Consider the following 12,817-nt stretch of genomic DNA (forward strand, 5'->3'; position numbering starts at 1 on the left):
GAACACTGCAATTCCCTAGTGGACTATCACCTGCCAAGGAGTTCGACCATGAGCAACCCCAACAAAGACGTGATCGATGTACTCAACGACCTGATCGAGTACAGCAAGGATGGCGAGAAAGGTTTCAAGGCCTCGGCCGATGATGTGAAGAACCCTGAACTGAAAGCGTTCTTCGTCCAGCGTGCGGGCGAGTGCGCCAACGCTGCCAGTGAGCTGCAGAGCGAAGTGCGCCGCCTGGGCGGCGATCCGGAAACTTCTACCAGCATCAGTGGCGACCTGCACCGCGGCTGGGTCAACCTCAAGTCGTTGGTCACCGGCAAGGACGAAGAAGCTGTGCTGAATGAGGTGGAGCGTGGCGAGGACCACGCCCTCAAGGCCTACAAGGAAGCCCGCGAGAAGCTGGTGAAACTGGGCCGCACTGCCAGCGACATGACCTACAGCCTGGTGGAAAAGCAGCTGCAAGGCGTGCAGCGCAACCATGACCAGGTCAAGGCCCTGCGCAACGCCGCTCGCGCCCGCTCCTAATCGAGCGGGCCCTCTACCCGATTGCGGCCATTGGCCTTGGCGCGGTAGAGCGCTTCGTCCGCAGCACCCAGCAGCCTGCCAAGGTCCTGCTGGGTGCCGGACAGACCTATACCGATGCTCACGGTCACGGCGTGGGCATCATCCGCAAACGGCGCCAGCGCCTCGACGCTGGCGCGGATGCGTTCAGCCAGTAGCTGGGCCCCAGCCAGATCGGTTTCCGGCAACACTACCTGAAACTCCTCCCCACCATAGCGCGCAGCCAGGTCCGCAGGGCGACGAATGCATGCCTCGATGGCCTTGGCCACCTCGCGCAAGGCATGGTCGCCACCGGCATGGCCATGGCGCTGGTTGAATGCCTTGAAGTGGTCCACGTCCACCATCAGTATCGCCAGCGGCTTACGGCTACGTTGGGCGCGGGCCCATTCCTGGCGCAGCACATGGTCCAGCCTGCGGCGGTTAGCCAGGCCAGTCAGGCTATCGGTGGAAGCGAGCATGGCCAGGTTTTCTTCGGCGTCGTGGCGGCGGCGCAGTTCGCGGCCCAGCAGCAAAGTCAGCCAGAGAATGCCCACGCACAGACCGCCGGTGGCGACGCTGACCAGAATGGCGGTGCGGCGCCAGGACTCGAACACCTCGTCGGCCGAGTGCGCCACCAGCACGATCAGTGGCAACTGCGCGACCCGGGCGAAGGTGAACATGCGCAGCTTGCCGCTGCTGTGGGAGCGGGCGGTGAAGCTACCGCTCTGTTCACTGAGGATGCGTTTGAAATTGGGCCGTTCGGTGTAGTAGGTGCCAATCAGCGGGTCCTGCCCGCGGTAGGGCTGGCGGACGAGCAACTGCCCATCGGTATTGAACAGGTTGATGCTGCTGTCGTGGCCAATGTCCAGGCGCTGGAACAACTCATTGAAGTACGACAGGCGCAGCGCACCCGCTGCCAACCCGGCGAACTCGCCATTGGGGCCGGAGATACGCCGGCTGAAACTGATACACCAGTCCAGGTCGCCAAGCTTGGCCTTGAAAGGGGGGCCCACCAGCAAGCCGAGGTTGGCATTGTGCTGGTGGGCCTTGAACACCCCGGTGTCGCCGAAGTTGGCCTTGCGCGGCACGCTGCTGGTGGAGTCGCCAACGATATTGCCTTGCTTGTCCAGCCACAGCACGTCCCCGCGCTTGCGGTCGACGAAGGCTTCATTGAACAGCAGGCGCTGGCGTATCGGGCCGGGGACTTCCGGCAGTTCCTTGCGGCCGACGGCCCAGATCAAGCCTTGCAGGGATTGGTCGTAGAGTTCGACGTTGCGCAGAATGTCGCTTTCGATCAGCTGCACAATGTTGTTCGACGAGCGCACCGCCGACTGCTCGACACTTTCGCGCTCGCGGGCAAGCAGGTAGCTGACGATGGCCACGATGGCGAGCACGGCAAGGCAACTGCCCAGGTTGAGGATCAGCTCGGGGTGCGACCTGTAGACTGCGAAACGCGGGGATTGGGTGGGCATGCTCGCTACTGCGTGGGCAGGGCCATTCGCGGCGGCGATATTCTAGGGAAGCGGGCATTGTCGGACAAGATTTGTCCGACGGAAGCACGGTGTACCGTACTTTTCGATTTGCCGTCGCCTGTAGGAGCGGGTTTACCCGCGAATGGGCCGGGCCTGCTGGCCAATCTCCAGCAGGCGTTCACCGTTGCCGCCACCACGGTATTCGCGGGTAAACCCGCTCCTACACACTGATCTGCGGTGGACACACACCGGGGATTGGACACAGGCCGTTGTAGGAGCGGGTTTACCCGCGAACATCGGCGCAGCCGGTGCCCAACACCGCGGTGCCTTCTTCGCGGTTGAACCCGCTCCCACAGGGTTATTTGCGATGCTTGCAGCGCAAGATCAGAACACGTTCAGTGGGTAATCGACGATTACCCGCAGTTCATCGTTGTCGCTGTTGCTGTCGATCGACGCATAACCCTGGCTGCCGCGGTGGGTGGCATAGCGTACCAGCACCGACAAGTCCTTGAGGTCACCTTCCTGGAACACGTATTTCACGTCCAGGTCGCGCTCCCAGTGCATGGCGTTCTTGCCATCTTCACGGTAGTAGTCGTAGTGAGTGGTGTCCTGAGTGGCCTTGGTCAGGTCAGCCTCGCCGCGCGAGTACGACAGCGAGGTGGTCAAACCAGGCACGCCGACACCGGCGAAGTCATAGCCGTACTGCAGTTTCCACGAACGCTCGTTCGGCGCGTTGAAGTCCGAGTACATGCGCGAGTTGTCCAGGTACACGCTGTCGCCCAGGTTGATGTAGTCGAACGGCGTGTTGCCGTTCACTCGCTGGTAGGCGGCGGTGACGCTGTGGAAGCCTGCATTGACGGTGAAGTGCACGCTGTAGGTGTTGTTGTCGATCTTGCCTAGCAGGGCCTGGCCGGTGTCCTGGGTGTGATAGAAGTGCACGCCCGGGTTCAGGCTGACCAGGTCATTGACCACATAGGTGTAGTCGAAGTCCGCGTAATACTGGTTCCAGATGTCCTTCAGCTCGGCGGCGTACAGGTTGGCGGTGATGTGCTCGGTACCGCTCCACGACGCGCCGGCCCAGTTCAGGTGCTTGCTCTTGTCGTGCTCGTCCAGTGACCCGTAGTAGGTGTCGATGCGGCGGTGGCCGCTCTGGTTGTACGGGTGGGTGAAGCTGACCTGGCCGCCTTCGAGCAACAGGCCATCAATGCTGGTGTTGGTCAGGCTTACACCGCGGAAAGTTTGCGGCAGCATGCGCGTTTCACCGCCGGCGATCACCGGGTTGGTGAGGAACAGGTCACCGGCTTTCAGTTCGGTGTCGAAGGCTTTCAGCTTGACCGCAGCACCGGCAGTGGAGAACGAATGCGGGGCAGCGCCCAGTTCGCCGTCGTCCTTGATGTGTTCGGGCAGGATGCTGGTGCCGGCATGGCCGCCACCGCCGTCGAGTTTCAGGCCCAGCATGGCATGAGCATCCAGGCCAAAGCCGACCACACCTGGGGTGTAGCCCGACTCGAAACGCGCTACCGCGCCCTGGCCCCACTCGCGGGTGTCGCGCACGCCGGCGTTGTGGTTGTCGCGGTTGAAGTAGGCATTACGAAAATGCAGGTTGAAGGACGAACCTTCGATGAAGCCATCAGCCTTGTCTTCATCTGCCTGGGCGGCGAAAGGGATCGTTGCAGTCAACGCAATGAAAAGCGGGGTAAAACGAAACGCGGAAGGCACCGGTACTAGCTCCTTGGATCTGACGGTGGGGCAGTTTTTATATTTGAATGTGCGTCTTTTTTATAGGTACACGTTACAGCCGGGCTGAGCGTTAAAGCACATAAAAAAAGCCGCTGATCGGCAGCGGCTTTAAAAGGCGGCGGCGGCAAAAACTGAGTGCAACACCTGACCTTTCCGGTAGGGTGTTGCCATGTCTTATCACGAACTCAGCGTTGAAGAACGCTCCGATATCCAGGTCAGTCTGCTGCGTGGCATGAGCCAGCGCGCCATTGCCCGAATGCTCAACCGCAGCCCCTCAACGATCAGTCGCGAGATCCGTCGCAATCGTGATGCCCGGGGTGAGTACACCACCCAGCATGCCCAACAAGCCATGCGCGATCGTCGATTGCCCTGCCGGCCCCGGCAAAAGCTGGTGCCCGGCAACGAATTGTTCGAGCTGGTCGCCCACCTGCTGCGACAGCGCTTTTCTCCCGAGCAGATTGCCGGCAAGCTGCGAACCATGAAATCCCCAAGCTTCGAAGACGCCTACGTCTGCCGCGAGACGATCTACAACGCGATCTATGCCCTGCCGGTCGGCGAACTGCGCAAGGAGCTGATCATCTGCCTGCGGCAAGGCAAAACCTCCCGCCGTCCGCGTTCTGGCGGCGTAGATCGCCGTGGCCAGATCCCGGACATGGTCAGCATCCATGTGCGTCCGCCGGAGATCGAGGATCGCGTGATGCCGGGACATTGGGAGGGCGACTTGATCAAGGGCAAAGCCAACGCATCGGCCGTGGGTACGCTAGTCGAACGCACCAGCGGCTACCTGATGCTGGTGAAGATGCAAGACGCGACGGCGACCTCGGCCGTGGAAGGCTTCAGTTCGGCGCTGAACCATATGCCGCTGGCGGCCCGCAAGAGCATGACCTACGACCAAGGGCGGGAGATGGCGCGTCACGCGGAAATCACCCAGAAGACCGGGGTGGCAATTTACTTCTGCGACCCGCACAGCCCCTGGCAGCGCGGCAGCAATGAGAACATCAACGGACTGATCCGCCAGTACCTGCCCAAGGGCACGGATCTGTCGGTGTGCAGCCAAGAGCAGTTGGATGCGATTGCCTACGAGTTGAACATCCGACCGCGTAAGCGCTTCGGTTTCAAGTGCCCCATCGAGGTCATGACCGAGCTGATGGCCAAGCATCACGAGGCTCCCGCCTCAATCCAGTAACTGTGTTGCACTCAGCTCCTGCAACCGCCGGCTAACATATCGGCACCGGGGGTGCCCATGGCGTAGCCAAGGGAAAACGGGAGTAGCGACAGTGCGTGATCAGCTGTCGGCACTGGTATCGACGCTGACTTTGGAAGCTGTCTGTTTCGCGTCTTTTACGGTATCGGCCTTGTTTGCGGCTACAGCGTCACGGGCCTCTTGATGGACAGCCGCGATCTCTGCATTACGGGCAACGAATGCCGGGGATTCTTCGGCCATGGCCAGGGGCGACAACAACAGGGAAGACAGGACGAAGACGCTGGCAATACCCATACTGTTGGACATTTGAAACTACCTTCTTGCGGTGCAAGTGCTAATGAGGACAGGGGTAAAGTTAGTCCTTTCAGTGCACTCGAAACAGAGCGAAGTGCGATAAGCACTGTTGCGCAAAAGGTAACGATCCTAGGGGGAAACAACGGGGCTTTCGGCGAAAGCCCCGTGCTAGGGCGCCTGCACAGGGCGCCGCCTTGGCCGGCTAGAAGCCGATAAAGGCGTAATAAACCGGGGTTTCATGGGTTGTGCGCAAACCCAATGCCTGCAAGCTTGCCGTCAGCGCTTCATCCTGCACATGCAAGGTCCACTGCGCCCCTTCATTCCCCTGTACCTGCGCCAGCGCCGCAGCAAACGCCCCCATATCCGGCAAGTAGGCGGTAAAACCGTTACCCTTGAGCGCACTGGTCGTCATGCCCAATGCCTGGCACACCGCCACCTTGGCGGCAATGTCATCGCGGTCGGCCTGGCGCGAAGCCTGTACCAGCGCCTGCAGTTCCACATCGACCAGTTGCGTGCCGAGAATCAGCTCCGGCCCCTGTTGCCAGGCCTCCGGCGGGCAGTCCTTGCTGTCTGGCCGCAGGGGAATATGCGGGTTGATTTCTACCGGATAGATGCGACAGACCAGTGGGCGCTGCTCATAGATGGTGCAGAGGTCGTTGGCGTCGAGGTTACGGCAACGTCCGGGGTTGAATGCAGCAAAGGTCACCGAGACGCGTGCCTCGCCCTCGCCGCAATGCACCGGGTGGGAGCGTCGCAGCACATGGTCACGCTGATCCAGCGGCATGCCGGGGCCGTCCACGACGAAGGCCTCGATCAGTACCACCACCTGGCCGGCATCGTCCGCCCAGCGACGCGCTTCGGCCAGCGTCAGGGGCACATGGTGGCCGGTGCAGCATTTGCCGCAGCCGGTACAGCCGAAACGTAAGCGGTCGGTCACTTGGCTTCCGGGCTCCATTCACTGACGAACGCACGCTGGTGCTGGCGATCGTACAGGCACAGCTCGGTGCCGGTGCGCTGCTGCATGTGTTTCTGTGGGTAGACGCCTTCGATCAGCAGGGCACTCATGCCGGCCTGGTCATCGAACTCGGCGGGCTTGCCGCGGGCATGGGCGTCCTTGAACTGGCTGGCGGTCAGGCAAGCCTTGAGCATCTGCTGGCGCTGCTCGTTCCAGGCCTGGCTACTGGAGGCCTGGGCAATACCGCTGAAGAGGGCGCAGCTGATCAAGATAGAGCTGAGAAGCTTCATACGCGATTCCGGCAATTTTCTTGCGAGGGGCGCGAATTATGCCCGAGTCACCCCCGGCGGCAAGCCGGGGAGTTTGTCGCTGAATATATCAGTGCTCGGCGAACACCACGGTACGCGCAGCCACCACCAGACAATCGGTCAGCTCTGGCGAGGAGAACTTGGTAAGGATGGCATTGGCCCCGGCCTGGGTCGCCTTTTCACTGCTCATGGCACTGTCCAGCGAGGTGTGCAGCAGCACGTACAGGTGCTGGAAGTCAGGGGTTTCACGCAGCGTGCGGGTGAAGGCGTAGCCGTCCATTTCGCTCATTTCGATGTCGGAGACGATGATGTTGATCTCCTGCGCGGTGCCTTGCAGCTCCAGCAGCACATTGATGGCGTCTTTGGCGCTGCGCGCGGTGTGGCATTCGATACCGAGGTTGCGCAGGGTGTGCACCGACTGCTGCAAGGCCACCTGGCTGTCGTCCACCACCAGGATGTTGGCGGCGGCCAGCAGGCTGGCATCTTCTTCGCTCAAGGTGCTGTGCACTGGCTCGGCGACGGGCGGGGCGATGGCGTGTATGACTTTTTCGATGTCCAGCACCTGCACCAGGGTGTTGTCGACGCGCGTCACACCGGTGATGAACGAGCGGGTGCCCGAGGCGTAGGGCGGCGGTTTGATGTCGGTGCTCAGGCAATGCACGATGCGGCTGACCGCCTGTACATGCAGGCCTTGGCGCGAGCGGCTGATCTCGGTAACGATCAGGCAGCCACCCTGCGGGTCGACCAGTGGCTGTTCGCCAATGGCGCGGGACAGGTCGATGACCGACAGCGAGTGGCCGCGCAGGGTTGCCACACCTTTTACGTGGGGGTGCGACTCAGGCAGCTTGGTCAGCGGCGGGCAGGGGATGATCTCGCTGACCTTGAGCAGGTTGATTGCCATCAGCTTGCCGCTGCGCAGGGTGAACAGCAGCAGGGATAGCGAATCCGCGCGGGCATTTTGCGTGGCCATGGTGACCTTCGGTGAGGAGCAGGGGATAACCGGTTATCGGCCTGTTTGGGTTGGGCTTTAGGCATTTTGCACAGAACCCAGGAGGGCTAGGGACCCTTGTGGAAGCGGGCATGCCCACGAAGCGTGCGACGCGGTACATGGCACCGGCTTCGCCGGTGTTCGCGGGCATGCCCCACAGGGATGTGTGTAAATGCCCGGTTCAGCGGCTTGAAAGGGTAACCGAGGATGGATTCTGGCCAGAGTTTCCGGCGAGATGGCCACTACTCCGGAGCGCCTGGGACCCTTGTGGGAGCGGGCATGTGTGTAGATGCCCGGTTCAGCGGCTTGAACAGGTAACCGAGGATGGATTCTGGCCAGGGTGTCCGGCGAGATGCCCACTACCCAAGAGTGCTAGGGTGGACTTGTGGGAGCGGGCATGCCCGCGAAGCGTGCGACGCGGTACATGGCACCGGCTTCGCCGGTGTTCGCGGGCATGTCCACGCCCACAGGGGGAGGTGTGTAAACGCCTGGATCAGCGTTCACGCAGGGCCTCCTTGGCTCGGTTCAGCGGCTTGATCAGGTAATCGAGGATGGTTTTCTCGCCCGTTCGGATATCCACCGTGGCAATCATCCCTGGCACGATCGCAAAACGCTTGCCGGCCTTGTTCTGCAAGCTGTCCTGTTCGGTGCGGATGAACACGCGGTAGTAGTAGATTTCCGGTTTGACCTCGTCCTGCAGGGTATCCGGCGAGATGCCCACCACCTTGCCATCCAGCCCGCCGTATACCGAGTAGTCATAGGCACTGATCTTGACCTTGGCCGCCTGGTCGGGGTGAATGAAGGCGATGTCCCGTGGCGCGATGCGGGTTTCGATCAGCAGGCGTTCGTCCATCGGCACGATCTTCATCACCTGGCCACCAGGCTGCACCACGCCACCCAGGGTGTTGACCTCGATGTCCTTCACGATGCCGCGCACCGGCGAGCGCAGGGTCAGGCGGGTGAGCGAGTCGCTGCGCCCGCGGATCACTTCCGACAGGGCGTCCGCTTCGGCGCTGGCCTTGGCCAGTTCTTCCCGGGCGCGCACCAGATAGTCCGAGCGTGCCTCGTTGGCCTTGAGTTCCAACTCGGAACGCTGGCGGTTCAGGCGGATCACTTCAACTCGGCTGGAGGCCCCCATCTTTGCCAGGTTCTCGGTGATTTTCAGCTCGCTGCGCACCAGCTGCAACGAGTCCTGAATGCCCGCCAGGGTCTGTTCCAGGCCGCGACGGCGGGTCTGGTACAACGCGGTTTCGGCATCGATCAGGTCGGGAGAGTCGCGCAGGCTCTCCGGGAAGGTCAGTGGCTTGCCGGTCACCTCTGCCTGCAGGCGGGCCTGGCTGGCCCTGGCAGCGCGGTACTTGGCTTCGCTTTCACCCACACTGGAAGCCGTCTTGGTCGGGTCGAGCTGGGCCAGCACCTGGCCGCGCTCGACCAGGTCACCTTCGGCCACGCTCATCTGCGCGACGATACCGCCCTCGAACGACTGAATGACCTGCTCTCGCGAACTTGGAATGACCTTGCCTGTGCCGGTGGATACCTCGGTCACCTCGAACCAGGCCGCCCAGGCCAGGAACGCCGCCAGCATCAGCGCGCAGAGGGTGATGATGCGGCCGGCGCGGAATACCGCCTGGTCGTCCTGCCCGTCCAGGTAGGAAGCCGGGAGTTCATGGTTGCTCATGCCTGGGCTCCCTGCAGTTTGGCCAGCGCGGCATCGCGCGCGTCATCGATGACGATGCGCCCGGCGTCCAGCACCAGGATGCGGTCGACCCGCTGCAGAACACTCAGGCGATGGGTTGCGATCACCAGTGTACGGCCCTGACAGAAGCGCTCCAGGTTATCCAGCAGCTTGCGCTCGGTCATGTCGTCCAGCGACGCGGTTGGCTCGTCCAGCAGCAGTACCTGCGGCTGGCGTACCAGCAGGCGCGACAGCACCAGGGCTTGGCGCTGGCCGCCAGACAAGCCCAGGCCTCCTTCGAGGATCAAGTGGTCCATGCCCTTGGGCAGGCGGCGGACGAAGTCCAGTGCGCCAGTGGCGGCCAGCGCGGCCACCAGTTCCTGGTCGCTGGCCTGGCCGGCGCCGAGGGTGAGGTTTTCCCGCAGGGTGCCGTGGAACAGCCTCGCGTACTGCGGCAGCAGGCCGACGTCACGGCGCAGGTCAGCAGGGTCGAGGTGGGCCATGGCGATGCCGTCCAGGCTGATCTCGCCCTGTACCAGGTCCATGGCCCCACCCAGCGCCTGCAGCAAGGTTGATTTGCCGGCGCCGTTGCGGCCCAGCACGGCAATGCGCTCGCCCGGCTGGATATCCAGCCGGCCAATGTTCAGCACTGGCGGGTAGTCTTCGCTGTAGCGGAAGTTGGCCTGGCGCAGGCGGTACTCGCCGTGAATGGCCGGCAGGTGCACGCGGGCTTCGCCTTCGGGGTGGTCGACCGGCGACTGCATCAGCTTGTCCAGGCCTTGCAGCGCGACCTTGGCCTGCTGCCAGCGGGTCAGCACATGGGTCAGCTGGGCCAGCGGCGCCATCATCCGCGATGAAAGCATGGATGCCGCCACCAGGCTACCCGTGGTGAGGTCGCCGGCGATGACCATGGGGGCGCCGATCACGATGACCACGGCAAACACGGCACCCTGCACGTTCTGCGTCCAGGTCACCAGGCCGTTGGTGAGGGTGCGCAGGCGCAGGTTGGTGTGCGCGCAAGCCGCGTTGTACTGGTTCCACTGCCGTTCGAAGCGTGCCTCTGCCTGCAGTGCCTTGATCTCGTCCAGGCCCTGGATACTTTCCACCAGCATGGCGTTGCGCAGCGCCGACTCACGCATCGAGGCATTGGCCAACCGTGCCAGGCGCCGTTGTGCAAGCAACCCGGGCAACACCATGGCCAGCAGCGCGACCAGCGGGATGAACACCAGTACGCCGCCGATCAGCCAGAACACGAAGAGGAACAGCAGGAAGAACGGCAGGTCGGCCAGCACCGTGGCGGTGCTGGACGTGATCAGGTCGCGGATCGACTCCAGCTCGCGCAACTGCGAGATGAACGAGCCGGTGGACTTGGGCCGCACCGAGTTGCGCAGGCGCAGGGCATGGCCGTAGACCAGGTCGCTCACCCGCAGGTCGGCGCGCTTGCCGAGCAGGTCGGTCACCTTTAGCCGCAGCAGGCGCATGCTGAAGTCGAACACCAGTGCCAACACCACACCGCCAAACAGGACGTAGAGGGTGGGCAGGGATTCGGCCGGTATGACTCGGTCGTACACCTGCATCGAGAACAGCACGCCGGCCAGCGCCAGCACGTTGGCCACCAGTGACGCGACCATCACCTGCCCATAGGGACGCAGGTCGCGCAGTACGATGCGGGCGAACCAGTGGCGGTCGTAAGGCGCGGTGTAGTCGTCGGTGCGCACATCGCGCAGTGGCCGGGCCGGGCGCAGCAGGGCAACACGGTTGATACGGCCTTTCAGGGTGTCGCGGGGCAGGCGCGAAGTCAGGCCCTGGTCACCGGCGAACACCACCGCCAGGTCGTCTTCTTCGGTCACCGACTCGACCACCGCCAGTTGCCCATCGTCCAGCTCCAGCACCAGCGGCGTGCGCCATTGCCGCAGGCCCTTGGCATCGAAGTGCACGAAGCGCAATGCCAGCCCCGCCTGACGTGCCATGTGGCGGAGGATTTCATTCAACGGGCGGGCATCCTCCGCAGCGGCCAGGCGAATACGCTGGGGTGATACGTCCAGGCGGTAGTGGTGTGCCACCTGCAACATCACCTCAAGCCAGGGGCCAAGGTCTGGCCGGTGGGCGGCGGCCTGCTCCGGCGCGGGCGCCTGGTTGGGCAGGGTCACATCGATCGAATCACTCATGGCTGGATCTCCACACCTTGCAGGTTGCGCCCCTCAAGGCCAAAGGCCGTGCGCAGGGCGCCGGTGTTGTACAGGCAGTCGACATCCAGGCGCAGCAGATCGGAGCGGGTGCCGGCAAGTTCGAAGCGTGACTGGTAGATCTCCTGCTCGGCGTTGAGCAGGTCGAGCAGTGGCCGTGTCCCCAGGTCCAGGTACTGACGCCCGTAGAGCATGCGTGCCTCCTGGATGCTGACCTGGCGTGCTTCCAGCGAGGTCAGTCGGCGGCCCAGCCCGGAGGTTTGCGCCTTGGCCTCGGCCAGGCCTCGACGCGCTTGCAGACGTGCGGCGTCTTCGGCGGAGTCGGCGGCGGTCAGCGCGTGGCCGGCAGCGCGGGTGCGGGCGCTGATGGAGCCCCCTTGGTAGATGGGAACTTCGACGTTCAGGTAGATGCCCGCCTGGGTGCGGTCCAGCCGTGCGTTATCGCGGTTGTAGTCGTCGTCCAGGTAATGATTGACCTGCGGTTGCAACGACAGGGTAGGGTAGGCCTCCGCCTTGGCCTGGGCCAGCTCTGCCTGGCCCTGTGCGCGCTGGGCCAGGGCCATCAGCACGGCGGGCAGGCGGTCATCACCCTGTGCAGGGCGCTTGCAGGCCTGGTTCAGCTCGGCGGGTGAGCCTTCGGCCAGTGCCGGTGGGGTAACGCGGCCCATCAGCGCCGCCAGGGTCGAGCGCCAGCGCTCGTACTGCGACTGGTACTCCTCCAGGGTGGCACGGGCGCTTTCCACGCGGGACTCGGCCTGTACCACGTCGGAACGGGTGCTGGCGCCCATGTCACTGCGCTGGCGGGCCATGCCGGCAATGTCGCCCACGCCGCGAATCTGGTCGCGGGCAATTGTCATCAGCTGCTCGTAGCGGCGGGTTTCGATCCAGGCATAGGCTGTGTCGCGGGCCAGATCGTCGACCACCAGCAGGATATTGGCCTGTGCCCGGGCGGCGGCAGCCTGGGCCGCGTTGACGGCGCTGTCGACCTTGCCGAAGTCATAGAGCATTTGTTTGAGCGACAGGTTCAGGGCCTGGCTATTGCGGTCGCCGCCATAGCCGGTGTCATAACCGGTGCGGATACCGCCGGAAATCTGTGGGTAATACCCCGCTCGGGCGACGTTGATGCCTTCGCCCTGCTTGTAAAGGTTGCCGATGGCCTCTGCGATGCTCGGGTGCCATTGCGCTGCCTGCAGCACTGCGTCGGTAAGGCTCAGCCGTTCGCCACTGGCGACCGGGGCCATGCCGATGGGGGGGCGGGCGGGCACCGCTTCGGGCGCATCGCGTAGCAGCGACGGCCCGATCTGGCGCAGGTGGGGGTCTATATCATCGGCTGCCTGGGCAACCGGGTGGAAGTTCAGGGCCAGGAGCCCGAAGGCTCCCAGCAACAGCGGTGACAGCGGACTGCTTCGCTTCACATAGTTCCCTTACTGCTGGTCGTCCATGCCGCCGGGCATT

Annotated in this window: 11 protein-coding genes; 2 read left to right on the forward strand and 9 right to left on the reverse strand. The window is 63.4% G+C overall.

What is annotated here, in order from left to right; translation table 11 throughout:
* The first annotated feature begins 48 nt into the window (after positions 1-48).
* Complete coding sequence (locus tag AC3RCM_RS04415) at positions 49-525, forward strand: ferritin-like domain-containing protein (protein WP_020193732.1); 477 nt, start codon at positions 49-51, stop codon at positions 523-525.
* On the opposite strand, the gene AC3RCM_RS04420 is transcribed toward AC3RCM_RS04415, so the two are convergent.
* Positions 522-2,012, reverse strand: coding sequence for a sensor domain-containing diguanylate cyclase (locus AC3RCM_RS04420; protein ID WP_064492569.1), 1,491 nt, complete (start codon positions 2,010-2,012; stop codon positions 522-524). The two genes, AC3RCM_RS04415 and AC3RCM_RS04420, sit on opposite strands and share 4 nt — an antisense overlap.
* A gap of 384 nt (positions 2,013-2,396) precedes the next feature.
* Complete coding sequence (locus AC3RCM_RS04425) at positions 2,397-3,731, reverse strand: OprD family porin (protein WP_064492570.1); 1,335 nt, start codon at positions 3,729-3,731, stop codon at positions 2,397-2,399.
* A gap of 190 nt (positions 3,732-3,921) precedes the next feature.
* On the opposite strand from AC3RCM_RS04425, the gene AC3RCM_RS04430 reads away from it, so the two are divergent.
* On the forward strand, positions 3,922-4,938 hold the full coding sequence (locus AC3RCM_RS04430; protein ID WP_008435491.1) for an IS30 family transposase: 1,017 nt from the start codon (positions 3,922-3,924) through the stop codon (positions 4,936-4,938).
* A 99-nt stretch (positions 4,939-5,037) separates the two neighbouring features.
* Here AC3RCM_RS04430 and AC3RCM_RS04435 read toward each other — a convergent pair whose 3' ends face one another.
* From AC3RCM_RS04435 to AC3RCM_RS04465, 7 genes are all read right to left on the reverse strand, one after another.
* On the reverse strand, positions 5,038-5,262 hold the full coding sequence (locus AC3RCM_RS04435) for a hypothetical protein (protein ID WP_049586405.1): 225 nt from the start codon (positions 5,260-5,262) through the stop codon (positions 5,038-5,040).
* A gap of 190 nt (positions 5,263-5,452) precedes the next feature.
* On the reverse strand, positions 5,453-6,187 hold the full coding sequence (locus tag AC3RCM_RS04440; RefSeq protein ID WP_064492571.1) for a YkgJ family cysteine cluster protein: 735 nt from the start codon (positions 6,185-6,187) through the stop codon (positions 5,453-5,455).
* Positions 6,184-6,495: a hypothetical protein gene (locus AC3RCM_RS04445; RefSeq protein WP_014589718.1), complete on the reverse strand. Its 312-nt coding sequence runs from the start codon at positions 6,493-6,495 to the stop codon at positions 6,184-6,186. The genes AC3RCM_RS04440 and AC3RCM_RS04445 overlap by 4 nt, the downstream gene beginning before the upstream one ends.
* Positions 6,496-6,583: 88 nt before the next feature.
* A complete protein-coding gene (locus AC3RCM_RS04450) occupies positions 6,584-7,483 on the reverse strand; it encodes a chemotaxis protein (protein WP_104886674.1) in 900 nt (299 codons plus the stop codon).
* Between the two features lie 511 nt (positions 7,484-7,994).
* Positions 7,995-9,179, reverse strand: a complete 1,185-nt coding sequence (locus tag AC3RCM_RS04455; RefSeq protein ID WP_010952039.1) for an HlyD family type I secretion periplasmic adaptor subunit — start codon at positions 9,177-9,179, stop codon at positions 7,995-7,997.
* Positions 9,176-11,344 (reverse strand): type I secretion system permease/ATPase, encoded by a 2,169-nt coding sequence (locus AC3RCM_RS04460; protein WP_003247299.1) that lies wholly within the window; start codon positions 11,342-11,344, stop codon positions 9,176-9,178. Before AC3RCM_RS04460 ends, AC3RCM_RS04455 begins: the two co-directional genes overlap by 4 nt.
* Complete coding sequence (locus tag AC3RCM_RS04465; protein ID WP_088513036.1) at positions 11,341-12,777, reverse strand: TolC family outer membrane protein; 1,437 nt, start codon at positions 12,775-12,777, stop codon at positions 11,341-11,343. The genes AC3RCM_RS04460 and AC3RCM_RS04465 overlap by 4 nt, the downstream gene beginning before the upstream one ends.
* Between the last annotated feature and the right edge of the window lie 40 nt (positions 12,778-12,817).

The sequence above is a fragment of the Pseudomonas sp. GW823-FHT05G12 genome, assembly GCF_058795575.1.